The organism is Mycobacterium sp. IDUB_39 (assembly GCF_055419205.1).
Genome location: NZ_JBVAXF010000001.1, coordinates 971430 through 996241, shown reverse-complemented (window position 1 = coordinate 996241; position 24812 = coordinate 971430). Strand labels below are relative to the sequence as shown.

General features: G+C 62.5%; 20 protein-coding genes. 13 read left to right on the top strand and 7 right to left on the bottom strand.

From position 1 onward, the window contains the following. Positions 1-67: 67 nt before the first annotated feature. From ACZY0X_RS04700 to ACZY0X_RS04680, 5 genes are all read left to right on the top strand, one after another. Positions 68-2104 carry a hydantoinase/oxoprolinase family protein gene (locus ACZY0X_RS04700; RefSeq protein WP_463768424.1) on the top strand — a complete coding sequence of 679 codons (2037 nt, stop codon included), beginning with the start codon at positions 68-70 and terminating at the stop codon, positions 2102-2104. Further along, positions 2101-4116, top strand: a complete 2016-nt coding sequence (locus tag ACZY0X_RS04695; protein ID WP_463768423.1) for a hydantoinase B/oxoprolinase family protein — start codon at positions 2101-2103, stop codon at positions 4114-4116. Before ACZY0X_RS04700 ends, ACZY0X_RS04695 begins: the two co-directional genes overlap by 4 nt. Positions 4117-4529: 413 nt before the next feature. Continuing rightward, complete coding sequence (locus ACZY0X_RS04690) at positions 4530-5756, top strand: MFS transporter (protein ID WP_463768422.1); 1227 nt, start codon at positions 4530-4532, stop codon at positions 5754-5756. Positions 5757-6010: 254 nt separating this feature from the next. After that, positions 6011-7123: an ABC transporter substrate-binding protein gene (locus tag ACZY0X_RS04685; RefSeq protein WP_463768421.1), complete on the top strand. Its 1113-nt coding sequence runs from the start codon at positions 6011-6013 to the stop codon at positions 7121-7123. Between the two features lie 42 nt (positions 7124-7165). Continuing rightward, positions 7166-10564 (top strand): molybdopterin-dependent oxidoreductase, encoded by a 3399-nt coding sequence (locus ACZY0X_RS04680; protein ID WP_463768420.1) that lies wholly within the window; start codon positions 7166-7168, stop codon positions 10562-10564. Positions 10565-10653: 89 nt separating this feature from the next. On the opposite strand, the gene ACZY0X_RS04675 is transcribed toward ACZY0X_RS04680, so the two are convergent. From ACZY0X_RS04675 to ACZY0X_RS04665, 3 genes are all read right to left on the bottom strand, one after another. After that, a complete protein-coding gene (locus tag ACZY0X_RS04675) occupies positions 10654-10989 on the bottom strand; it encodes a WhiB family transcriptional regulator (RefSeq protein WP_463768419.1) in 336 nt (111 codons plus the stop codon). Positions 10990-11384: 395 nt separating this feature from the next. Beyond that, positions 11385-12821: an NAD-dependent succinate-semialdehyde dehydrogenase gene (locus ACZY0X_RS04670; RefSeq protein WP_463768418.1), complete on the bottom strand. Its 1437-nt coding sequence runs from the start codon at positions 12819-12821 to the stop codon at positions 11385-11387. Positions 12822-12910: 89 nt separating this feature from the next. Further along, positions 12911-14425 (bottom strand): purine-cytosine permease family protein, encoded by a 1515-nt coding sequence (locus ACZY0X_RS04665; RefSeq protein ID WP_463768417.1) that lies wholly within the window; start codon positions 14423-14425, stop codon positions 12911-12913. A 755-nt stretch (positions 14426-15180) separates the two neighbouring features. Between ACZY0X_RS04665 and ACZY0X_RS04660 the strand changes: the two genes are divergently transcribed. From ACZY0X_RS04660 to ACZY0X_RS04635, 6 genes are all read left to right on the top strand, one after another. Further along, positions 15181-16689: a YHS domain-containing protein gene (locus ACZY0X_RS04660; protein WP_463768416.1), complete on the top strand. Its 1509-nt coding sequence runs from the start codon at positions 15181-15183 to the stop codon at positions 16687-16689. Positions 16690-16769: 80 nt separating this feature from the next. After that, a complete protein-coding gene (locus ACZY0X_RS04655) occupies positions 16770-17042 on the top strand; it encodes a toluene-4-monooxygenase system B family protein (RefSeq protein ID WP_463768415.1) in 273 nt (90 codons plus the stop codon). Positions 17043-17124: 82 nt separating this feature from the next. After that, positions 17125-17466, top strand: a complete 342-nt coding sequence (locus ACZY0X_RS04650) for a Rieske 2Fe-2S domain-containing protein (protein WP_463768414.1) — start codon at positions 17125-17127, stop codon at positions 17464-17466. 57 nt (positions 17467-17523) lie between these two features. Then, positions 17524-17829, top strand: coding sequence for an MmoB/DmpM family protein (locus tag ACZY0X_RS04645; protein ID WP_463768413.1), 306 nt, complete (start codon positions 17524-17526; stop codon positions 17827-17829). 60 nt (positions 17830-17889) lie between these two features. After that, the gene (locus ACZY0X_RS04640) at positions 17890-18906 is read left to right on the top strand and encodes a ferritin family protein (protein WP_463768412.1); all 1017 of its coding nucleotides are present in this window, start codon (positions 17890-17892) and stop codon (positions 18904-18906) included. 140 nt (positions 18907-19046) lie between these two features. Continuing rightward, a complete protein-coding gene (locus tag ACZY0X_RS04635) occupies positions 19047-20642 on the top strand; it encodes a PucR family transcriptional regulator (protein ID WP_463768411.1) in 1596 nt (531 codons plus the stop codon). A 129-nt stretch (positions 20643-20771) separates the two neighbouring features. Here ACZY0X_RS04635 and ACZY0X_RS04630 read toward each other — a convergent pair whose 3' ends face one another. The 3 genes from ACZY0X_RS04630 to ACZY0X_RS04620 all read right to left on the bottom strand — a co-directional run bounded on the left by ACZY0X_RS04630 (position 20772) and on the right by ACZY0X_RS04620 (position 22956). Further along, a complete protein-coding gene (locus ACZY0X_RS04630) occupies positions 20772-21572 on the bottom strand; it encodes an SDR family NAD(P)-dependent oxidoreductase (RefSeq protein WP_463768409.1) in 801 nt (266 codons plus the stop codon). A 6-nt stretch (positions 21573-21578) separates the two neighbouring features. After that, complete coding sequence (locus tag ACZY0X_RS04625) at positions 21579-22220, bottom strand: cutinase family protein (RefSeq protein WP_463768773.1); 642 nt, start codon at positions 22218-22220, stop codon at positions 21579-21581. 304 nt (positions 22221-22524) lie between these two features. Continuing rightward, positions 22525-22956, bottom strand: coding sequence for a hypothetical protein (locus tag ACZY0X_RS04620; protein WP_463768408.1), 432 nt, complete (start codon positions 22954-22956; stop codon positions 22525-22527). A gap of 180 nt (positions 22957-23136) precedes the next feature. Between ACZY0X_RS04620 and ACZY0X_RS04615 the strand changes: the two genes are divergently transcribed. Then, complete coding sequence (locus tag ACZY0X_RS04615; RefSeq protein WP_463768407.1) at positions 23137-23568, top strand: VOC family protein; 432 nt, start codon at positions 23137-23139, stop codon at positions 23566-23568. Further along, the gene (locus ACZY0X_RS04610; protein WP_463768406.1) at positions 23565-24248 is read left to right on the top strand and encodes an NAD(P)H-binding protein; all 684 of its coding nucleotides are present in this window, start codon (positions 23565-23567) and stop codon (positions 24246-24248) included. The genes ACZY0X_RS04615 and ACZY0X_RS04610 overlap by 4 nt, the downstream gene beginning before the upstream one ends. A gap of 94 nt (positions 24249-24342) precedes the next feature. On the opposite strand, the gene ACZY0X_RS04605 is transcribed toward ACZY0X_RS04610, so the two are convergent. Beyond that, positions 24343-24798 carry an STAS domain-containing protein gene (locus ACZY0X_RS04605; protein WP_463768404.1) on the bottom strand — a complete coding sequence of 152 codons (456 nt, stop codon included), beginning with the start codon at positions 24796-24798 and terminating at the stop codon, positions 24343-24345. Positions 24799-24812: the final 14 nt, after the last annotated feature.

The window sequence follows — 24812 nt, the reverse complement described above, 5'->3', positions numbered from 1 at the left end:
TTGGATTGCGGGATAACCATGCTCGGCGTCGGCTGCGTAACCGCCCCAAGCCATAAGGAGGTGCACGGTGACTCGTCGAGTTGCGGTCGATGTCGGAGGTACCTTCACCGATGTCTGTGTCGTGGATACGGACGACAACAGTCTGCGGGTCACCAAGGTTCCCACCACGAAAGACCCAATTGACGGAGTCTTGCAGGGGATTGCAGAGGCGGAGTTTGATCTCTCGACCGTCGACTTCTTCGCCCATGGCACGACTGTGGCCACCAATGCGTTGCTCAATCGCTCGTTTCCACGTGCCGCGCTCATCACCACGCGGGGCTTCAGGGACGTCATTGAGATCGGCAGCGGTACGAAGGATGACCTATGGGATGCCTACGACGACGTTGCTCCGCCCTATGTGGCGCGCAGGGACCGTCTTGTAGTTGGTGAGCGAATTGACTCAACTGGACGTGTGATTACGCCGCTAAGCTGCATCGACGCCGAAGCTGTGATTGAGGTGCTCCGGCGGCGTGCGGTGGAGACGGTCGCGATCTGTTTTATTAACTCGTACGCCAATCCCGCGCACGAACGCGAGATGGCAGAGCTAGTCAGTGCCGCGCTCCCACACGTCGCGATCTCGACCTCCAGCATGGTGCTTCCCGAGATCACAGAGCATGAGCGCTTTTCGACAACCGTCGTCAACGCGCTGTTGTCTCCGTTGATCCAGCGCTACACCCTCAACCTCGAGCGTCGACTCAACGAGCGCGGGTACAGCGGCCGCATGCACTTTCTGCACGGTGGCGGGGGCGTGATGACGGGGGTTGCTGCTCAACAGTTTGCCGGGCGACTCGCTTCCTCCGGTGTCGCGGCGGGAGCCATCGCGAGCAAGCACATTGCGCTCTCTTGTGGTTTTGACAACTCGATGGGTCTCGACATCGGCGGGACCAGTGCTGATCTGTCCATTGTGGTCGCGGGGGAGTCACGGATCGTGCGGAATTGGCACGTCGACTATGGCCATCCCATCTGCTTCCCCAGCCTTGAGGTACTGACGATTGGTGCCGGCGGAGGCTCGATCGCGTGGGTTGACGATGGTGGCGCTCTCCGGGTTGGTCCGGTGTCGGCAGGCGCTCTTCCGGGGCCGGCCTGCTACGGCCTCGGGGGTACGGCCGCAACGGTAACCGACGCGCAGCTGTGCCTCGGCCGTATTGGGACCTCTCTTGCCGGCGGCTCACGAATCCTGGAACCCGCCCTTGCCGTCGCCGCCGTGTCGGATATCGCGGCGAGGCTCGGTTGCTCGGTTGACGAAGCTGCTGACGGCATTCTGCGGGTTGCCTCGGCCGCAATGGCGGACGCCCTTCGACTCTTGTCGGTGCGCCGAGGCCATGACCCGCGTGATTTCGCGCTCGTCGCGTTTGGCGGCGGCGGTCCGCTGTACGCCGTGGAACTCGCCCGCGATCTGGGAGTTCCCGAGGTCGTGGTGCCTGCCTATCCCGGAGCGACCTCAGCGCTGGGCTGCTTGTTGGTGGACACCCGCCACGACCACAGCGCGATGTTCATCCGCGATATCCGGTCGGCGGACCCTTATGAGGTCGAGTCGATGTTTCTCGAGCTGGAGGCTAGGTCACGCGCCAGTTTGCGGGAGGACCACGTCGCGCCGGCGCGGATGAGCCTGCAACGGCTCATCGAGATGCGCTACAGCGGCCAGTCGCGTGCGCTCCCGATCGCGATTGACGGCCCAGTGGTCGGCCTCGACGGGCTGGCTGCGCTCTTCCACGAGCAGCACCGTCGCGAGTTCGGGTTCTGCCAGGAGGATGCGGACGTCGAGGTCTATCAGCTTGCGGTGACGGCCTTCGGTGTCATCGACAAGCCCAACATCGCTCCTTCCACGCATGGGGTAGGGCCGCTCGTGCCGGTGTCTCGTCGGCCGGTCCGCTTCACTCATGAGGGCACGTGTCACGAGACGCCCGTGTTTGATCGTGCTGGGCTGTTTCCTGGTGCCGAGTTCGTGGGTCCCGCTGTTATCGCGCAGCCCGACTCCACGACGCTGCTGCCTCCGGGCTCGGCCGCAGTCGTCGACGAGATGCTGAACTTGCACATCACCCCGCAAACGGCAGCGGCGTCGTGACAGATCACGCCGATGGCTCCGCGGCGCCTAGGGACAACCCTCCTGACCTTGACCCCATCACGAGTGAAGTCCTGCGGAACGCGTTCGTCACCGCCGTGGACCTCATGGCGGAGCAGCTTCTTCGTAGTGCGCACTCTTTCGTGATCCATGCGCGTGACTTCGCCGGCGCGATCTGCGACGCCAACGGCGATACCGTCGCCCAGGGAAGCCAAGACGTGGCCGTGCAGGTCGGTACGTTGCACCTCACAGCGAAGGCTGTGCTCGACCACTTTCGCGGGGATATCCACGAAGGTGACGTGTTCGTGGTCAACGATCCATATGTAGGTGGGACGCACTTCAATGATGTGCGCGTGTTGCGGCCGGTCTTCCATCTCGGAATCCTCATCGCCATCGCGCAGTGCAGCGGCCATTGGGCAGACATCGGCGGCGCCGCGTCTGGCTCTTTTGATCCGAGTGCAGTCGAGCATTTCGGGGAGGGATTGCGAATCACCCCTGTGCGTATCTGTTCGAACGGGCGATACCTCACCGACGTGTGCCGATTCATTGCGTCCAACACACGCTCTCCGGAGGACGCGGAAGGCGATTTGCTCGCGCAGGCCGAGGCAACCCGGGTGTGTGAACGCGAGGTTCTGCGGCTCGTTGATCGATACGGGCCGGATGCTGTCGTGACCGCGTTCGCGGAATCACAGGCATATGTCGAGCGAGTCCTGCGTCGGCGTCTCGCCGAGCTGCCGGATGGACAATGGGAAGCGGTGGACTACATCGACGTCGACCCGCGTGGCGGAGAAGCGTTGGTACCCATCAAAGTCGGCCTACGGATCTCTGGCGATCGTGCGTACTACGACCTCAGCGGGTCACATCCGGCGATTGGCAACTTTCTGAACTCAGCGTTCGGCGGAACCTACTCGGCGGTCGTTGCTGGGACGAAGACCTTCTTCCCCGACGTTCCGCTCAACTCGGGTTTCTACCGGCCGATTCTTGTCGACTTCGGTCCGGCTGGGACGGTGGTCAACGCGTCGTGGCCCACGGCTGTCACTGGCTTCTACGCGGGCCCGTACGAGAAGATCGTGAGCGCGATCTTCCAGATCTGGTCGGAGATCATGCCGAGCAGGGCGATCGGGACGTCGTTCAATCTCGAGTATCTGCTGCTTGGCGGATATGACCTGCGGCGTGCGCACCCGCGACAATTCATGTTCTACGACTGGATGGCGGGCGGTTGGGGTGGACGGAACGGTAAGGACGGCTCCAACGCGACCGCATCGATCTTCGGTGTCGGCCATGCGTTGCAGTCCATCGAGATGCAGGAGAGGTCGTCGCCAATTCTGACGGGGCGGTGCGAGCTACGCACGGACTCCGGCGGGCCCGGCGAGTTCCGTGGTGGCCTCGGGCTGGTCAAGGAGGTGACACTGACGGACTGTGAGAATGCGACCCTTTCGTATTGCTCGGATCGAGCACGTTCTGTAATCCCCGGTACCCATGGTGGCTCGCCGAGCTGTCCGCACGGGTTGTGGATGAACCCACGCTCGCCCGGCGAGCGCTACATCGGGTCGCTGGCGTCGCGGATCCCGGTGGGGCCTGGCGACTCACTGGAGAGACCGTCGGCGGGAGGCGGTGGTTTCGGTGACCCCCTCGCACGAGATCCCGAAGCAGTCCTGGCAGATGTCGTGGATGAGTATGTCTCGGTGCACCGTGCCCGCCGGGACTACGGCGTGGTGGTTCTTGTCTCTGCAGCGAACCCTGACGTGATGATGGTCGATGAGGCAGCGACGACGATCGAGCGGGAGCGGATTCGGGCAGTACGCAGTGAACGGTTGACGGTGGACCCCGGCGACATCGCAGCGTCGTATGCCGATGGCGAGTTGACGATCTATGACCTCGTGCGGCAGTTCGGGGTGATCGCCGACTGGGGCACAGGCGAACTACTCCCGGAAACGACCAATCAGTTCCGCCGTATCGTGCTGAACCGATGCGACGCCTACTGGGGTGACACAGACGGCTGCGCTGCTTCGTAGCGTCTTGAACACCTCATCGCACGTCGACCGAAGGCGCCCGCTGCGAGATCTAGTGCTCCCGTACCCGTCGGGTATCGACGTATAGCAATTGCTCTGGGCGTCAGTCCAAGTCGTCCCTTGCCTTGATTGCAATCCGGGGTTCGGCTGTGCGGATACCCGCCCAGCATGCCATCGGTTCGACAGAAGGCGCAGCGTAACAAACCATCTCACTGTCTAGTGACATTCTTTGGTGCCATCATATGTTGCCTGATCGCCATCAACTGGCTGAGAGTTCTGACAATATCGTGTCGGAAGGCCTTCAGTATCTCCAATTGCCCTGTGCCACTTGGATGGACATGATTCTACAAGGTGTTCCTGCGCTGGACGTCCGCACAGCGGCCGCCACGGCCTCGAGGCAAGAGGAGGAGTGTTTGATGCATCGCAGCCGATGGGTGATTCTCGGTGGGTGTTTCCTCGCCTACCTCTTCGATGCTCTCGAGATCCTCTTGCTAGCAATGGCGTTGCCCGCAATCCGCCATGACATGGGCATCAGTGTCACACAGGCAGGCCTGCTCGCCACTGCGACGCTCCTGGGCATCGGCGTCAGCAGTGTTGTCGCGGGCTACGTTGCCGACAACTTCGGTAGGAAGACCGCGCTCATTGGCTCGCTCGCCACGTTTGGACTGCTCACTGCGGCCCTCTCTGTCGTTCCCAACTTCGAGGTATTCCTGGTGCTGCGGTTTCTCGCTGGGTTAGGACTTGGCGGCGTGTGGGGTGTCGTCTCCGCATACGTCGTGGAAACGTGGCCGAGCGAGAGCCGCGGACGAGCATCGGCCTTTGTCCTGAGTTCATTTCCAGTCGGCGGTGCACTTGCGGCGGTGTTGTCCGGGTTCCTTCTTCCGGACTGGCGACTCATGTTCCTCGTCGCTGGCATCTCGGTGATCCTGCCAGTGCTAATTGTTGTGGTGTGCTTCGAAGAATCGTCTGTCTGGGCTGATCATCGGGCTGCCCGCGGCGACAACGACAAGCCCGTGTCTGTGGCGTACATCCTGAATGGTCCGCTAAGGCGAACGACGATCCTGGGCACTGCAATGGCTGGGCTAGCTCTGACGGGATACTGGGGCGCCTCGACATGGCTACCGACCTACCTGACCGCTGAACGAGGCCTGGCCCCGGCATCTGTCGCTACCTTCATAGCTGTACTGAATATCGGAATGTTCGTTGGTTACCATATTTTTGGTGTTATCGCTGATCGCCTGGGTAGACGCACCGCCATCTTCATGTCGCTTCTGGGTGTCGCCGTGACTCTTCCCGTGTATGCGATGACCAGTCACCAAACGGCTCTGTTGTGGCTTGGACCCGCATTTGCGTTCTTCACCGCCTTCTTTGGGCTGTTCGGGTCCTACTTGGGCGAGCTATTCCCAACTCACGTACGCGCCACTGGTGCGGGCTTCTGTTTCAACGTTGGGCGTGGAATCTCCGCCTTTGCGCCGTTTGCGTTGGCAGGACTCGCGTCATCGATAGGGTTCTCCGGCGGGTTGATCGTCTGCGCCGTCTTCTTTGGCATGTCGGGTGTCGTGACGTTGTTCCTCCCTCGTACTGGATACGCCGAACCAGAACCGTCATCTCGCCCCGATTCCGAGGTCAACACATCGTCCTAGAGCACTGAGGCGCGCCTGAGATCCCCACAGCTCCCCTCCTCCATCTCGACGAAAGGCACTTTCGCTATGCCCGATCGGATCGCTCCTCGGATCCTTGCCAGTGTCGGGGCGAACCGGACATCGCGCCGCCGATTCATCGGCGGAGGCGCCGCGGCACGGGCGCTGGGCCCGCCGTCCTGGCCGCATCCAGCTTGGCGAATGCGAGTACCACCGGGCGCACTGCGATCGAGTCGTCCTACGGGAGGAGGCAGTCCATGAGGACGCCACCTGGGGTGGAGGGGCCTGACGGACCCGCGGTCCAGATCGGTGCTCTCGTCCCGCTGGCTCGGCCCGGCTGGGTCGAGGCCGGCCAGCACTTGCTCGCTGGGCTCGAGTTGGCTGTTCGCGAAGTCAATGAGGCCGGCGGGATCGTCGGAAGACCAGTCGAGCTGGTGGTCCGAGACACCGCGGCTGATCCAAAGAGGGCCGCGGCGGCCGTAGACGAACTGGCTGGCCTGGGTGTGGCTGCGTTGGCGGGGGAATATCACAGCGTCGTGGCTCGTGCCGCTGCCGCCAGGGCCGACGCACTAGGCCTGCCGTTCCTCTGTTCTTCAGCGGTGCTCGACGCGCTCACCGAACAACCAACGGAATGGGTCGCGCGCCTCTCTCCGGCGCAGTCCCACGGTTGGCAGATTTACGCAGACTTCCTCCTCAATGCGGGCCATAGGCGCATCGCAGTAGCAGTTGAGCCGAGCGTCTACTGGGCATCTGGGGTCCGCATTCTGCGGGACTACCTCGCTCCACGCGGCGGTACCGTCATCGAACTCGAAATGCGAGCGCTCACCCCCGCGGCCGTGTGCGACGAGCTCGTGAACATTCACGCGACGGCCCTCCTTCTTCTGGTCGGCTACCCGGAGCCGGCAGTGTCGATCGTCAGGTCTGTCCGCCGCGACCCGCGTCTCGCCGAGATCATGATTGGTGCTCCGGCCGGGCAACCGGAGTTCGCCGAATGGGCGACGTTGCTGGGCACCGACGGCGCGGCGATCCCGTTCTTGCGCTACCTACCCGACCACCTCCCCCCGATGGGTGAGCGAGTCGAGTCGGCGCTCCGTAAGCAGCTAGCCGCACAGCCCTCCTTCGTCGCCTTCGAGGGATACGACACGGTCACCGTCATCGCCGGTGTGCTGCGTTCTCACACCGAGGATGGGGCGCGCACTGCCGACTTTTGGTCGCGCGTTGCAGTCGAAGGCGCACGAGGGCAGATCCAGTTCTCCCGGATGCCGGGTATCAGCGTTTGGCAATGGGATTGGGCGCCAGTCCAAGTCGTTGATCGGGACCCGGCATCACTCGATCGGTTTCGGATCCTTCGCTCCGCAGCCACGACCTAGACCACTTAGGCGCTCCAGGGCTCCCTACAGACCGATCAGTTCATGGGATCAAGCGCCGATACGCGAAAGCTGCACGTAATGAAAGACGTTCACGGCTACTGCACACTGTGTCGCTCTCGCTGCGGTGCGATATACAGCATCAACGATGCTGGAGTGCTGCAGGGCGTACGGCCTGACCCCAACCACCCGACGGGTGCAGCGCTGTGCCCGAAGGGCAGGGCGGCGCCGGAATTGGTGTACTCATCGGCTCGGCTAACGCAGCCGCTACGACGCACAACGCCGAAGGACGATCCAGACCCGCGCTGGCAGGAGATTAGCTGGGACGAGGCGATGTCCGAGGTTGTCGAACGCCTGGACACCATCCGAACCGAGGATGGCGCAGAAGCGGTGGCGTTCTCGGTCACGACCCCGAGCGGCAGTCCGATCTCGGATTCAATCGACTGGATAGAGCGCTTCATACGGATCTTCGGAAGCCCGAACACCCTGTATGCGACCGAGATATGCAACTGGCACAAGGACGTTGCCCACCAATTCACCTTCGGAGTCGGGCTGCCGACACCGGACTACGCGGCCGCCGACATGGCGGTGCTGTGGGGACACAACCCCGCAAAAACGTGGCTAGCGCGGTCAACGGCCCTCGCTGAGGCGCAAGCGCGAGGCGCACGTCTGGCGGTCATAGATCCGCGCCGCGCCACCAGCGCATTGAGCGCCGATCACTGGCTGGCCCTGCGCCCGGGCACCGACGGCGCACTGGCGCTATCGCTGGCGAAGCTCCTCTTGGACCGCCAAGGCTACGACGAGCAGTTCGTCCGTCGATGGTCCAATGCCCCGTTACTGGTGCGCTACGACACCGGCCGTTTCCTGCGCGCCCAGGACATGTGGCCCGATCAGCGCGGGTTTGTGTGCTGGGATGAGCAGACGTCCGCGGCGGTGCCTTACGACACCAACTACGTTGCCCCCGATGCGAGCCGATTCGCCTTGACCGGAGATCGGGTTGTTGCCACGCGGTCCGGCAGAATCCGATGCGCGCCAGCTTTCGCGCACTATCAGCGAGCGTGCTCGGTGTGGCCACTGGCACGTGCCGCCGAGGTGTGCGGAGTACCGCCGGCCGAAATCAGTGCGGTGGCCGACGATCTTGCCGAGGCCACCTCGGTGTGCTATGCCGCGTGGTCTGGCGTGGGCCAACACTCCGACGCCACGCAGACCGAGCGCGCTATCGCGACGTTGTATGCACTCACCGGGAGTTTCGATGCGCCCGGAGGCAACCGCGTGTTCCCGACCCCACCCGTGAACACTGTGACGTCCCCCGACCAGATCACCCCGCAGCAACGCAGTCGCGCGCTCGGCATCGATGAGTTTCCCCTTGGCCCACCGGCGCAGGGCTGGATCAACGCGCGCGACTTCTGTCGATCCGCACTAGAGGGGAATCCCTATCGCGTGCGCGCACTGGTGTCGTTCGGCACGAACATGCTGCTGTCACAGCCTGACCCGCGGCGCACCGCAACGGCGCTGCGGGCGCTGGACTTCCATGTCCACTTCGACCTGTTCGAGAACCCGACCTCGCGCTACGCCGATCTGCTGCTGCCGGTGAACAGTCCGTTTGAACACGAGGCGCTGAAGGTCGGCTTCGAGACCAGCGCCGCCGCCCAACAGAGAGTTCAACTTCGTCCTCGTCTGGTGGATCCGGTAGGCGGCTCCCGATCGGACACCGAGGTGGTGTTCGAGTTGGCGTCCAGGCTCGGGCACGCAGGGGAATTCTTCGGTGGCGACATCGACGCTGCCCGCAACTACCAGCTGGAGCCTCTCGGTCTGACGGTTGAGCAGCTCCGCACGCAGTCCGCCGGGGTGGACATACCGCTGCAGCGTCGCTTCCGCGCCTACGCCACAGAACACGACGATCACACAGTCGCAGGCTTCGCCACGCCCACCCGTCGCGTCGAGTTCTACAGTGAACGTCTCGCCGAACACAATTACCACCCTGTTCCTGTCGCCGAGCCGCCCCAATTCGATGTCGACTACCCGCTCACCCTCACGTGCGCGAAGAACGGCTACTTCTGCCATAGCCAACATCGAGCGCTGTCGTCGCTGCGTCGTCGCAGTCCTGAACCGCTCGTTGACCTTCACCCCGACCTCGCGGTCCGCCGGGGGATTGAAGACGGTCAGTACGTGCGTATCAGCACCGCGAGCGCAAGTGTGCGGATGAAGGCCCGGTTCGATGCATTCCTGCGTCCCGACATCGTGGTCGCCGAGTATGGCTGGTGGCAGAACGCACCGGATCTGGGATTGCCCGGCTACCCCCACCTGACAGGAGATGGTCCGAACTACAACCTGCTAGTCACCGATGACCGCCGCGACCCGATCAGCGGTTCTATCCCATTGCGCTCGACCCCCTGTGACGTGCACCCTGAACCGCAACGCCCTTGGGGGCCATCGCAGACCCGCGACTTGGTGGTCGTTGACACGCGCATCGTCGCCACCGATACCCTCGCGCTGCGGCTCGAGCCCACTGACGGGCACCCCCTGCCTGACTTTCTACCTGGCCAACACCTCACCGTCAGTCACGATGGCGACCCGGAGGTCACCCGCAGCTACTCCTTGACCGGCCCGGCGATCGACGCTGGCAGGCGCGGATACGAGATCGCAGTCCGGAAAGTGCCTGGCGGACGGTTCTCCTCGGCGGTGCACCAGCAATTCCATCGCGGGACGGTGGTGCGTTCCGGGCCGCCGTCAGGTCTGTTTGCGATCCCCGTCGTCCATGACAATCCGATCGTTCTGATCGCCGCGGGTATCGGGATCACTCCGTTCTTGAGCTACCTGGAGACGCTCCACGATCACAACGAGGCCACCCCTGAAGTCGCGCTCTTCTACGGCAATCGAGACCGGGCAGGGCACGCCATGCGAGAACGCATTGCCTACCTGCAGGGCGTACTGCCCAACGTGATGGTGGAGACCTATTACAGCCAACCCGACGACGATGTGCCCGCCGGTATTCGCCGCGGGCGCTTTGGCTCCCAGCATGTCAAGCAGGAGCTCATCGACCGCAATGCCCGCTTCTACCTCTGCGGTCCAGAACCGATGCTGGATCAGGTAACCACGGAACTGGTGCAACGCGGTGCCCACCGCTTCAGCATCTTCGCCGAGAAATTTCACGCCACGACTGCCGCGATCGACATCGATTCAATTGCGGCGGCGACCGTCACATTCGCCAGGACTGGAGCCAGCGCTCGGTGGCAGGCCAGCGACGGGACACTCCTGAATATCGCAGAGCAATCGGGACTGAAACCACCCAATGGGTGTCGGGTCGGTCAGTGCGAAAGCTGCGTCACCACGATCCTTCACGGAACCGTCGCGCATTTGGTGTCCACCCCAGACGATCTACCCACTGACCAGTGTCTCACCTGCCAAGCGATACCGACGTCGGACGTCGTGTTGGACTTGTGAATCAGTTATGCGCGACGCCGGCAAGGTGCTTCTAGGAACCCTACGTCGGTACACCGTCACCGGATCGCCCACTGAACAACAGTCCCTCTTCATGCCTCCTTTCTTACTCGGCTATGCCCGCGTTCGACCGGCGTTGTCCCTGCCCAAATGCCATATGGCTCAGGCCATGCGAGGGCGTGCATCAGACATTCGGTGCTGACTGGGCAGTCGCCGCAGATGCGTTTGGCGCGGTGCTCACGTCGGGCACGCTCGTTCCCTCGTTCCCCGTCGGGGGGGAAGAAGACCACTGAGGGCAGGCCTCGGCAGTTCGCTCTGAGCTGCCATGACCAGCCCGCCAAAGACGTACCACCGCGAAATCTGAGCACGGTGAATCGCCGGTCGCCGAGAGAGGCGGTGTCGCCGACGGGCACCCCGGAGTTGCTCATTGGGGTTTCCGCTGCAGCGCCGGACGTCGACCGACTGCTGCCAGCGCCTTCACGAACGCAGCGTGCTCACCGGCTGTGAGATTTGTGCGCGATCCGCGGTAGACGATCTCGCACACGCGTTCTGGTAGCTCGTAACTCAGTATGCCAAAGGTTGGCAGTATCTCGTCGCGTGGCGGTCCACCGTAGGGAGCCCAGCGTAAGACGAAATCAATAATCTCCCAATCGAAATCGTCGAGCCCTCTTTCGACTGGCCAGTGGCAGGGATGTCCAACGGCGGACACGTCGTGGGCCGGGTCACGGCCACTCAGCACGCCAGTGCCAACTTGCCTGGTCGTTGGTTCTGCGAGTGAAGCTCGGTCCCGGTTCACCCCGTGGCTCCTTTTCCAAATCTCTGTTCAACACGGAGTTGGAAGCGAGACATACTTTGTCTCCATGTATTCCAGCAGCCCGAGTTCACTTCCCTCGCGACCGAGTCCGGAGTGCTTGACACCGCCGAAGGGGGCCGCGGCATCCGACACCAGTCCGCGGTTGAGTCCAACCATTCCGCATTGCAGCGACCGGGCCGCCCGCATGAGGACGTCTACCTTGGTGGAGTACACGAACCCGACGAGACCCGCATCAGTGTCCGAGGCGAGTCGCAGCGCTTCTTCTTCGGTGTCGAAGAGCACGACCGGTGCAACGGGTCCGAAGATTTCCTCTTGGACGACGCTGGCGTCGTGTCGCACTGCGGTCAGGAGAACCGGGTGCAGGAATGCACTGCCCTCCGTCGGGTCCTGCATCACGATGGGGTCTGCACCTTGCTCGATCGCCTCATGCACCAGACGCACCGCCCGATCGCGCTGCTTCAAGTTGATCATGGGCCCCAGGGTGGTCGCCGGGTCGATGCCGGGACCGACGACCTGCGCGCGAAGACGCTCGCTGAGACCTGACACGAACTCGCTTGCGACCGAGCGGTGAACGAGGAATCGGTTGGCAGCAACGCAGCTCTGACCGCCGTTGCGCAGCTTTGCCGTGATCGCTCCGTCGATGGCTGCGTCTAGATCCGCATCGGGGAATACAAGGAATGGGGCGTTCCCTCCCAATTCCATTGAACAGCGCAGAATTCCGGATGCAGCGTTCGCCAATAGCAGCCGACCGACCGCGGTCGACCCGGTGAAGGAGAGCTTGCGGATACGCCCGTCGTCGAGAATGCGTTTGACCACTTCGGCAGGCCGGGTGGTGGTCACGACGTTGACGACACCGGGTGGCACACCCACGTCGTTGAGGAGATCGGCGAACAACAGGGCAGTGAGTGGTGTTTCCTCGGCCGGCTTGAGAATCACTGTGCAGCCCGCCGCGAGTGCGGGTCCGATCTTCCGGGTCGCCATAGCGAGTGGGAAGTTCCATGGTGTGACGAGAAGTGTCGGCCCGACGGGCTGCTGGAGGGTCAGGTGTAGCGCTGCGCCGTTAGGCGCGTCCCGTGACATCCCTGTTGCTCGGACCGCCTCCTCGGCGTACCAAAGCAGAAAATCGGCTGCGTAGCGGACTTCTGCGCGCGATTCAGCCAGAGGCTTGCCCATCTCCAAGGTGATCAGCATCGCAAATTCCTCTGTGCGCGTGATCAGCTCGTCGAATGCTGACCGCAGGATCTCTGATCGGCGCCGCGGTGGGGTGTCCGACCAGTCGGCGAAGGCAGTCGCTGCCGCATCGACCAAGTCCGTTGCGTCATCGGGTCCAGCATCGGCGACCGTGGCGATCAGCGTACCGGTCGCGGGATCCTCGACCTTGAACTCGGCGGACGATCGCGTCTCCTGCCACAATCCGCCGACCAGCAGGCCACGTGGGACAGACATTGTCTGCCATCCGTCGGGTAGCTTCACGTCCACAGGTGTGGTCGAGATCGTCACGGATTCCATGTCTTGGCTCTTCTCTGTCGTTGCGGTCATGGCTGTGGTTCGGCAATGATCAGGTCGCCCTGTGCCGTTCGTGCCGCAGTGTTGAGGCTGCGAGCTTCGGCGTATGAGGCGAGTAGGTAGTCGCGGTCGTTGCTGCCGCACTCGGCGCAGATCGGCGACAGATCTGCAGATGCGGGATTGCGGTCCATTTCCTGTGCGATGTACGAGCGTGAGCACGACGCGCACAGGATCCTTGCTTCCCAGGGATTGTCGACCTCCGCGCGTGGGTCGTGCGGGCGATTGAGCACGACGTGTCGTTCTCCTGTCAGGAGCCGGCCACCGGAGTAGATGACGGCGGCAATGACGAACGTGATTGGGGCCGACCAAGTTGCCCCGAAGGTGCCGGTGGTCTGCACGAGGACGATGCCAGTCACCGACGCGCAGAGCCACGCGACCAGACCGATGACATTGAATGCTGGGACGCGTCCTGGGCGGAACTCGAAGTGCTCGGCGCTGCGCTTGTCGCGGCGGGCGAAAGCGAAGTAGCACAGCGCGATAGCGACCCAGGCGACCACTACTACGCCCTGCCATTGGAGGGCCTTGAGCAAGTAGGAGACTGCGTCGGTGAGCATCAGGCAGAATGCCGCCACACCGACAATCACGACCCAGACTCGCCGGGGCAGATGGAGTCGGAACACACGTGCGAAGAAGCTCTCAGCATTGATGCTGGCTAGGTAGTAGTTCGCGGTGTTGATGCGTGTCTGGCTGACCCAGACCAGGGCCACACCGAAGATGCCGGTCAGCCCGATAATGGCTTGGACGGCGGAGAGCTCACTTAATGCGCCGGTTGTGGCGAGGCTGTGCGCGAGGAAGATTCCCACGACTGCATTGACGACCAGGGTCAAGACGTAGAACAGCGGGCCGAAGGTGTAACGGCTGTGGAACGTGGCGTCGTCGGTCTTGGCGAGTCGGGCGTAATCCCATGTGAAGGGGATCATGATCCAGATGCCCATGTAGGCGGTGAACGCAAAGACCCATCCAGGTGCATGCAGATCCATTTGGTGGACCGGTGGCGCGGTGAGCCAGTCGTTGCTGTAGCCGTACTTGACGATTGTCCACACCACGGCCACGGTGAGCCCGATGTAGTAGAAGGGCAGCAGGAAGCCGTTGATCTTGTCGAGCCACGTGCGCACGCCGCCGATCACGATGGGCACGCTGTAGGCCGCCACGATCGCGTACCAGATCTCGACAGAACCAACCCCGGTGTACTGGTGAAATACCGCTGCGACGATGGAACCCTCGAAGACCGCGTAGTAGAGGGCTGTCGCACCGATGATGAAGGGCGCCACCGCGGCACCGAGGTAGCCGAATAGCGCGCGGGAGAACAATGCGCTCGAAATCCCTGTCCGCGCTGCCTGACGGCTGATCCTCGTTCCAATCAGGCTGTAGACGCACACCGACAGCACCAGGCCAATCAGGGTGTTGATGGTGCCCACGCTCAGGGAAACCGTTGCGCCCACGATTAGCCAGAACATGGCGCTGGCGAATGCGTACCAAGCCATCATTAGCGACACCCGGCCAGATCTCCACGTCATGGGCGCCGCGTGGAGTGCATAGTCCTCGGTGGACGCGCTCCGAAGGACGTTTGGGTCGTCCTGAAAGGACACTTGGAGCGGGGCTATGTCCCTCGCTCGAGCCTGTTCAGACATGCGAACCTCCATTGTTGTTCACCGTTGAATGGGAGAATCAGTCGCCCGCGATCGCTCCGGCCTGCACATCAGGAGTTCACACATCGGAGTCGGGGCGCGCTAGGTTATTGAACTGACGCGCGCTGAATTATTTCCACAATTTGGGGAGTGTGGGCAACCCTCAATTTCGACAAATCGCGTGGACGTGCCTTGTGTCTTCCACAAATTGGCTGCTGGTGGAGTCCTGCGCAGGGCTTCCATGTAGGCACACACAATCGCGAGCCACGAATTCATAAGATCTACAAGGCTGTGACCGCCTAGCGGCGGTGATACATCCTGCCTGGCAGTTGCTGACGGCGAGGAGAAACTCCGTGGGAATTCTAACAATATCTTGCCAGGCGGATTTTAGTTCCTCCTATTGCTCTCAGGGCAGTCAGCTGATGAGAATTGAGGGGCGTCGAAGCCAAGGTGATTGCCAGCTCGGGTGCTTCTTGAAATCGCCAAGATCACCGAACGCTTTTTCCTGACGTACACGGTGAACGTGGCTCTTGAATGAGGCGACGGCCGTTGCAGTCCATATCGGGACGAAAAGAAACTCTGCAACAAAGAAAGAATAGGAGTGAAACAGGATGACTCTACTTGAGCGTTCAGCGTGGTATGACATAGCGCGGGATACAAACTGGACCCCCTGCTACGTATCCGAGGACGAACTCTTCCCGCCGGATCACAGCGACCCGTATGGAATTCCACTCTCGGAGTGGGAAACGTTTGATGAGCCGTATAAGGTCTCGTATCGAGAGTACGTCAACGTGCAGCGCGAGAAAGACGCCGGAGCTTACTCCGTCAAGGCTGCGCTAGCGCGATCAAACTATTATGAGAATGCCGATCCAGCTTATATGAGCATACTCAAAAATCACTACGGCAACATTGCGCTCTCCGAGTATGCGGCGTGCCAGTCTGATGCACGTATGACGCGGTTTGCAAAGGCACCCGGCATGCGCAACATGGCGACATTCGGGATGCTTGATGAGTTGCGTCACGGGCAGATTCAGCTGTACTTTCCACACCAACTGACGTCGCTGGACAGGCAATTCGACTGGGCGCACCAGGCGCACCATACTAAGAACTGGGCGACACTCGTCGGCCGGCATGCGCTCGATGATGTGATGATGACGCGCGACGTAGTGACAACCTCGGTGATGCTTAACTTCTGCTTCGAAACCGGTCTCACTAATGTCCAGATGATCGGGCTATCTGCAGACGCGGCGAACATGGGCGACTTCACATTTTCGAACCTGATCACAAGCATCCAATCCGACGAGGCCCGACACGCCCAGATTGCTACTCCGCTTTTGGAGATTATGGTGCGCAACGGCCGTAAGGCCGAGGCTCAGCAGGCCGTCGACATCGCGTTCTGGCGGATCCATCGATTGTTCGCAATGCTGACAGGGATTCCGATGGACTACTGGATCCCGCTGGAGAAGCGGGATCGGTCGTTCAAGGAGTACATGGCCGAGTTCGTCGGTGTGCAGTTCGAGCGGCAGCTGCTCGATCTCGGACTCGAGCGCCCGTGGTACTGGGACATCTTTCTCGAGGACGTCGAAACTCATCATCATTGCCAGGCCGCAGCGACATGGGCATGGCGAAACACGTTGTGGTGGAACCCGACTGGCAATGTCGGCAAGGCTGAACGCGCTTGGCTGGAGGAGAAGTACCCAGGATGGGGCGATACCTTTGGGCAGTACTGGGACGTCATCATCGAGAATGTTCAATCCGGCCACCCGGAACGGACCGAGGCCGTCGGGATGCCGGCCATGTGCAACATGTGCCAGATCCCGATCTCGAACAAGGGTGGCACATTGTGGAAGGCGCGGGCGTACCAACTTGACCATGAAGGCCGTCTGTACAGCTTCTGCAGCACGGTCTGTAAGTGGATCTTCGAGCTCGAACCCGACCGGTACAAGACCTTCAACACGATCGCTGACCGGATGTACAACGGCGAGATCTCACCGAACACTCCCGAGAACATCTTGCGCTACATGGGTTCTGGAGTCATCAGTGACGGTGGGCGCGATGCCCACGATCTGGAGTGGGCGAAGGCCTACGATTTGTCGGCGCTCCCAGCCGTTAGCCATTAGGGAGTCAGCATGTGGCGGCTAACAGATTGTCCGCATATCGAACTAGAGGTGCTTGCCGCACCCAAGGACCGGAGGTAGAAATGGGTGCTCTTGCCGTGATTGGCCGCTTGGAGCGGGACTTTCACACGCGCATCATTGACGTGGACACCGATTTCACGATGGATGAGGTCGTTGTGGCGTGCTTGGCGCCCGCGGTGGGGTACCAAGCCCGGCACCCGAAGCCGGGGGCAAGTCTGCGGGTGCGGTTGACCACCGACGGTGACGATGCCGAACCCTTCCCTCGCGGGATGACCGTGAAAGAGGCTCAGCTGAGGCATTTCCAGCAGATCGATATTTACGTCTCAGAGGAATAGGGAGCGCAGCCTCGGGTTGCTCGCGCAACCATTCGCGAGCAACCCGGGTGGCTCAGGAGATAGGTGTGTTAAGGAGCAGCCGATGACATCACGCTTTGTCCCAGTGTGCGGCTCACACGAACTGTGGGCCGGGGAGATGCGGGTCGTTCACGTCGAGGACACTCGGATCCTGCTGCTACGCATGAATGATGAAGCAGTGCGCGCCGTCCAGGCCGAATGTCCCCATCAACAGATCTTACTCGAGTACGGCGAGTTCGACGGATGCTCGCTGATTTGTTCGGCGCACTTGTGGGAGTTCGATGTGGACAGCGGTCGCAGCATCAACCCAGACGATGCCAAGCTCGCCCGGTATCCAGTCGAGGAGCGAGACGGGATGATCTATATATCGGTCGACGATGTTGCACCCTTCTATTCCCACGCCTGAATGTGTTGTTGCCAACGGCCATTAATGGTCAAAATGTGTTCATGAAAGGCAAGTCCAATGATAAAAGCGCCCGTTAGCGCAGCAGGAAAGCTCGCTGGGCCGCTCCTACGCGGAGGCGAGATTGCCGCTGTCGCGGTAGACGCGATCATCGAGGACAACCCGGAGAAGGAGGTCCTGGTTGAAGATCATCGTACCTACCTGCGAGTAGAGGCGGAAGGGGGCCTGATCATCCGGCGAGAGACAATGGAGCGAATGCTCGGCCGGAAATTCGAGATGCAGGAACTCGAAGTCTGGCTGACCGGCTACTCAGGCCAAATCGATACTCGCGACGATCAGATTCGCTGGTACTTCATTAAGCAATGATCGACCTGAGACAAACGGGAAGTCTCCCGTTTACCTCATAAACTAAACTAAGGAGCGTCAATGACGACCGACGAGAAAGCTCTTAAGCCACTCAGGACCTGGAGCCATTTGGCGAACAACCGTCGCCGCCCAACTGAGTACGAGATCGTGTCCACCAATCTACTGTGGAGCACAGACGACGATACGCCTTGGGCGATGGGCCCCGACATTCCGTTGAGTAAGTGGTACATCGAGTACCGGAACAACAGCCCGTTGCGGCACGAGGACTGGGACGGCTTTAGGGACCCAGACCAAATGGTGTACCGCACTTACAACATGATCCAGGACGGGCAAGAGTCACATGTCGACGGTCTACTTGACGACCACAGTGGCAACGAGCACGACAGCGGCTTGAGTGCTGAATGGGTCGGCAAACTAGCGCGTCACTATACTCCGGCGAAGTATCTGTATCACACCGTGCAGATGTCGGCAGCCTACCTGGCAGCGTTGTCCCCGGCCAGCACCATCGAGAATTGCTTCATCTTCGAATCGGGTGATCAGCTGCGCTGGGTGTCACGCGTGGCCTACCGAACCGCAGAGCTCCGCGCGCACCATCCAGACCGTGACTTCGGCAAGCAGGAGCGCGCGGTCTGGGAGAATGACAGTGCGTGGCAGGGCTTTCGGGAGCTAATGGAGTGCACCCTGATCACCTGGGACTGGGCCGAACAGTTCGTGGTGCTGAATCTGATCGTCAAGCCGGCGATAGACACTGCCGTGCTGCGGTCGCTCTCCGTCACTGCCCAGGCTGAGGGCGACACGCTGCTGGCGCTTTTGGCACGGGCCCAGTTGGTTGACAGTGATCGGACCAAGCGATGGTCGGAGGCCTTGCTCGCCTACGCCTTCGACTCTGCCGAGTATGGCGAGGAGAACCGGGCAACGGTGCGGGGCTGGTTCGACAAATGGGCACCGTTGGGTGACGTCGCAGTCGAAGCCTACTGCCGAGCACTTGTACCCGATCTCGACCACAGGCTGCTCACGCAGAACCTCGCGGAGCACCGGGAGTCGCTGTTTCAGCAGAACACAGTGACGATTAGGTAGAACGCCGTTCTGGGCCCCTGAACTGGACCGGCCGTTGCAACTGGCCGGTCCAGCTTGGGGACATACGATTCTTGAGACGGAAGTTGTTGTCACTGCTAGTGTCAACAACTTCCGCACGTCACCGCGGCACTGGGGAGCAGATGACACTCACAGTGGCAGACATCTTGCGGCAGAACGATCTCGGCCTCCAGCTGTGCGCAGGGGGCAGCGGACTCGACAGCGCCGAGGTCTCAGGGGCGGCTGTGTTGGAGATCGGTCAGCAGCCCTCGGGCGAGCACCGCTCGTTCCTGGTGTTGACCAGTGGCGACCTCAGCGGTCAGAACGAGACCGAGGGCGCACTACAGCTCATGCACGCCGCGCAATCTGCAGGCGTAGCCGGCATTGTTCTCGCCGCGGCCGATGAGGATCGGTCACTGGCGTGGGAATCGCTGAAGGCGGCTGCGGAGACTGTCGACTTTCCGCTGCTAACGGCGCCCACGGGAGCGTCCCTGAGAGGGATCAAAGAGGCCGTCAACGAACGAGTTGCGCGTGCGGATCTACGTCTGTACCAACGACTGCTCGCGCTTCAGTCAAGCCTGATCTCGGCAGTCACAGCTCCGGACTCAACTGAGTCCCTCTTGCGTCGACTGGGCTCAGTTGTACACAGCACGGTCATTCTGTACTACCCGGACGGGCGATTGCTCGCAGTGACGGGGGATGGACCGACCGAAGTCATCTGGCAACGCATTGACAAGGAGTTGCGAGGCCGACAGCACTTCATGGTTGGCCAGTGGCACGTCGTCGCGTCGCCCATTCGTGGCCCTGAGGACACACATCGTTGGATCGTGTTGGCGAAACGAGGCACGCCGACTTCGGACGAACTCGTATCTCCATTGGTGGAGACGGTCGAGCAGTTGCTGAGCGTCATCGCGATGAGTAGACGAGCCGCCGCGAACGAGGAGGCGCAGCAACGAGCAGACGTACTGATTCGCTTGGTGTCCAACGCGGGCCGCCAATTCGGGTGGGATCAGGTACGTCCACACGGATTCAGGCCGCACAGGCCCTGCTACGTCGCAGCGATTGCCCTGCCGGAGTGGAAAGAGCGGCGCCTGGACTCGGAGTTGCACAACAAGCAGTTGCGAGACGTGCTGCAGAACGTGCGCGCTTTGATCGCGAACTCTTCAGCCCCGCACCTCGTCGCTGCCATTGATGGTGTCGTTGTCGTTCTTCTCCAGGCACCGGACACGCAACCTGTTGACGAATGCGTATCGGTGCTAGGAACCCGAGATCTCGCGGTCTGCGGGGGAGTGGGCCGTAAAGTCGCGTCCCTGCCAGACGTCGTCAACAGCTACCGTGATGCACGGCTTGCGCTGACCCGCGCATTATCGCGGGGCAGTGCTGCTCCCGCGGTCCAGCGGTTCGAAGAATTCGCGATCGCCGACGTTGCCATTAGCACCGGTGACGAAGATCAGCTTCAGCGTCGGTCCTTGGACCTGCTTGCCAAGATCGAGGGCAGCGAGCCCATCCTGGAGACCCTCGTTGTTTACCTGGAGAACCATCTGAGCGTCAACGACACGGCGCAAGCGCTCAACATTCATCCGAACTCGGTGCGCTACAGAATTGGCCGTGCTGAGGAACTTATCGGCGGATCGCTGCGTGAATTGCCGACCATTGTCGATGTCTACCTGGCTCTACAAGTTGCCGAACGCGGGCGAAAGGGTGCCGCGCGTATCGACAGCCGGCCAGCGCAACGGTAGCTTCAGGGGGGATTGGCGTTGTGGGCAGCTATTTTGCGTGTCGCCAGTGCACTGCGGGTGCGCGCCATTTGTGTCATGCCGACAATGCGCCACCCGTTGAGCTGGGTCATGGGCGCCGCCGGGCTACGCCTACTGCTCGCCCAGACCCATCATCTCGGTGATGTGGTGATCGCGTCCTGCGGTGTAGCCGCCGTCCACCGCGATCGCCTGGCCACTCACGAAACTCGCGTCGGGCGAGAGCAGGAACACCGCGACGGCGGCTACCTCGTCGGGCAGGCCGAAGCGGCGAAGCTTGTGCTCGTGGCGGAGCCCCTCGCGGGCGTGCTCCATACCCGGCAGTCCGACGACCGAGTCGAGCAGCGGCGTCTCGATGAAACCGGGGCAGATGGCATTGGCTCGGATCCCGCTCGGCCCGTAGTCGATGGCGGCGTTCTTGGTGAGCAGCACGACGCCACCCTTGGAGGCGTTGTACGAGCTGCCGCCCGCGGTGCCCTCCAGGCCCTCGATACTGGACAGATTGACGATGGCGCCCCGCTCACCGGCGACCCGGTCCTGCTGCATCATCTGGCTCAACGCCGCACGGTTGACGATGAACGTGCCCTTGAGGTTGATGGCGATCACTCTGTCCCACTCGGTGTCTGGCAACAGGTGCATGGGGCCACCGCCAGCCACGCCGGCAGAGTGCACGACACCGTCGAGTCGACCGGCGAGCGCAACCACGGCGGCCACTGCGGCGCCGACACCGTCACCGTCGAGTACATCAACACGTCGATAGGTGAACCGCTCGTCCGCACCTGTGTCGGGTGCGTCGGATGCGAGATCGATGCCCACCACCGTCGCGCCCTCGGCCAGCAGCCGTCGCACCGTGGACAGGCCGATACCCGATGCGGCCCCGGTGACGAGTACGCCCTTGCCGTCGAAACCGTTCATTGGCTGCTAATCCCGTTCCTGGACATGCTTGGTGATCCACTGGGCGGCGAGCTTAACCAGACCGGACTCCTCATAGGAGGTGTGTGCGTCGAAGTCGCGTCCGAGCGAGCAGATCGGGTCGTTGGTGTTGCACAGGTCCGCGGTACGCGCGCCGAAGTCGGGGCTCAGCGTCGTCAACGGCCTGCCGAGCCGTGCTGAGGGGTTGCCGAAGACAGCGATAGCGGCGACATGCGGGATGACGGCCGCGGGCAGCGGTGAGGTGTATCCGAGTCCCGCGATCGGGGATGTGGTGACGATGTCCATGACGGCGGCGCCCTGCGAGTAGCCGCCGAGGACGATCTTGGTGTCGGGGCATTTGGCGACCGTGGACTGAATGCGCTTGCTCGCGTCGTTGGCGCCGGCGGCGGCCTGAAGGAAGTCCCAGGTCGCCGGGTACTTCACCGCGTATGTGCCGATCGACTTGCCCTTCACCATCGGCCGCAGCGTGTCGACCAGGGCTTCGCCCACCACGCCTATACCCGCTGGCTCATCGGTGCCGCGCGCGAAGATCACCTCGATGTCGGTGCACTTGGGGGCGGCGGAAGCCGGGGGCGTTCCGAGCGTGGTCGCGGTGCTGAGGACGGCCACCACTGACGCGACAGCGACCACTGACGCGACGAAGGCCGCGACCTGGCGCGCGCGCCGGCGTGTGGGTGGCACGGTCTCTCCCTCGGCCTGGAGACATCTGCTGAGTGGGCTGGGCCACTGAGTACCCAATTATCTCAGAATTCACTCCAGTAACAAAGGCCTGGTCGAGGTCGCGACCCATGACAGTTTGCGGCGAGGGGCTGGTCACCGTGGTGCGGGAGGGGCTCAAGAGGGAGTCCGAGTCGTTCAATACGCCGAGTGTGCGGCCACTGCGAAGGGCTCGCCGATTCTTCGCAGTGGCGTCACGTTGGGCGGGTCCCGCGAGTTATCCCGCGACTGTGAGATCCGACGCGATGACGTGCGGCGGGCACGGCGTCGAGAACGTCTCCGTCGGGTCGACCGACTCGGCCAGACCCGCCGCGATGAGCGCCTGGGCCTTGAAGACCTGGGCGGCGCGGCTGAGGCGGTAGCTCACCACCGAGCTGTCGTTGTCGACGGGTAGCGCCGCCCCCCACACCGTGACCTCGGTGGACTCCGCCGTCAATGCCGCCGGTCCGTCGCGTGAATCGGCCGGGCGTGAGCTGGCCGGGAGTGGATCGCCCGTCGGTTGGTCGAACTCGGCACCGAGAACCCGCAGGGCGCGGGTGTCCTGCGGGTTCTCGGACACCGAGACAATCACCCGCCACCCCAGCCTGGCCCGGTCGAACATCAAGCCGCCTGCCGATCGGACCGCGTCGGCCACGTTCGGGGCTGTCACCCGCAGGAAGGGTGCTCATACCGCGTCCTGGTTGTTCATCGGCCCGAAACCCTCCGTCGAATCCGCTAACGGTCAGCCCAACGGTAAGCCATACGGCACGTCCGTACAACGGCGCATCCGGAACAGGGCAATCAGGTGGGGCGTTGGTCGAGTAGCCCCGTCAACAGTCTGTGAGCCCCCATGACCGTCCTCTCCTCGCCGATTCCTCGGTTTCACCTGGCCATGCCCGTCGACGACCTGTCGGACGCGAGGCGGTTCTACGGCGATGTCCTCGGCCTCGAGCAGGGCCGCAGCGCAGAGACGTGGGTGGACTGGAATCTGCACGGCCACCAGCTCGTCACGCATCTCGCCCCTGAGCGTGTCGTCCCGATTCACAATCCGGTCGACGGACACGACGTGCCGGTACCGCACTTCGGCCTCATCCTGAGCGTGCCGAGGTTTCACGAGCTCGCCGACCGGCTACGCACCGCTGGTATCGAGTTCGTCATCGAACCCTATGTGCGCTTCGAGGGCCAACCGGGAGAGCAGTGGACCATGTTCCTTCACGACCCTGCGGGAAACGCATTGGAATTCAAGGCATTCGCCGATGACGACCAGGTGTTCGCGTCATGAGTAGGCGCATCGTCATCGCAGGCGGACACGGAAAGATCGCGTTGCTCCTCGAACGCCTCCTTGCCGACCGCGGCGACTCCGTGGTGGGTCTCGTCCGCAACCCGGCGCACGTCGCCGACCTCGAGGCGGTGGGTGCCGAGGCCGCTGTTGTCGACCTGGAGAACTCGTCGGTCGCCGATGTGGCGGAGCATCTGCGGGGCGCCGACGCCGTGGTGTTCGCGGCTGGGGCGGGACCAGGCAGTGGCGCCGCGCGCAAGGAGACCGTCGACCGCGATGCCGCGATCCTGCTCGCTGACGCGGCGGTCGCCGCAGGAGTGCCCCGCTACGTCATGATCTCCGCGATGGGCGCGGACTCCCGCGCCGACGAGACACGCGCCGATGAGAGTGGAGTCGATCCCGTCTTCGCGGCGTACCTGCGGGCCAAGGCCGATGCGGATAACGCCGTGCGGGCGCGCGGCGAACTCGCCACGACGATCGTCCGACCAGGCCTGCTCACCGATGAGGTGGGAACGGGCCTGGTCACCATCGCTGCGGCCACAGGGCGGGGAAGCATTCCCCGTCAGGACGTGGCGGCAGTGCTGGTAGAGGTCCTGGACGCGCCGAGTACGGCGGGGCGAACCTTTGAACTGATCGGCGGACGGACCGCCATACCGGCCGCGGTGGCGGCCATCGACTCTTAGTGAGTCGACTCTTAGGGCGTCACGTGCCTGCGGCGGTTACGCAGCAGGTGTGCAAGCCAACGGATGTCGAGCAACATGTGTTCAATCCTCTCGGCTAGGCGGACTTGGTGAGCAGGGGTAGGAGGCGCCGGCGTTCAAAGGCGACGTCCGAGAAATGCTGCAGTGCTTCGGGAATCGACTCGGCAATCGGCAGGCGGGGATCCTCGGCATGCACGCGCAGCGCATCGGCGATGGGCTCGTGGGCGACCAGCGACCACTCGACGCCTGCGTCGGAGCAGGCCTGATCGATGGCATCGAGCAGAGCGACTCCTTGACTGGCGAACGATGTGACGCCACTGAGATCGAGGACGAACGCCTTCTCCGGAATGACGCAGTGCCGTGCACGGTCACTCAGGCAATCGACGTTGATCCCATCGACGTCGCCGGTGATCGACATGATCGAGGCGAGCTGCCTGCACAACGTGTGCACTTCGGCGCCCGCGCAGTCGATCGATGGATTGCCGTACCGGAACGGTGATTTCGAAGCCGACACGTGGGTTGTGGTTCCCATGTTCAGTCTCCCTT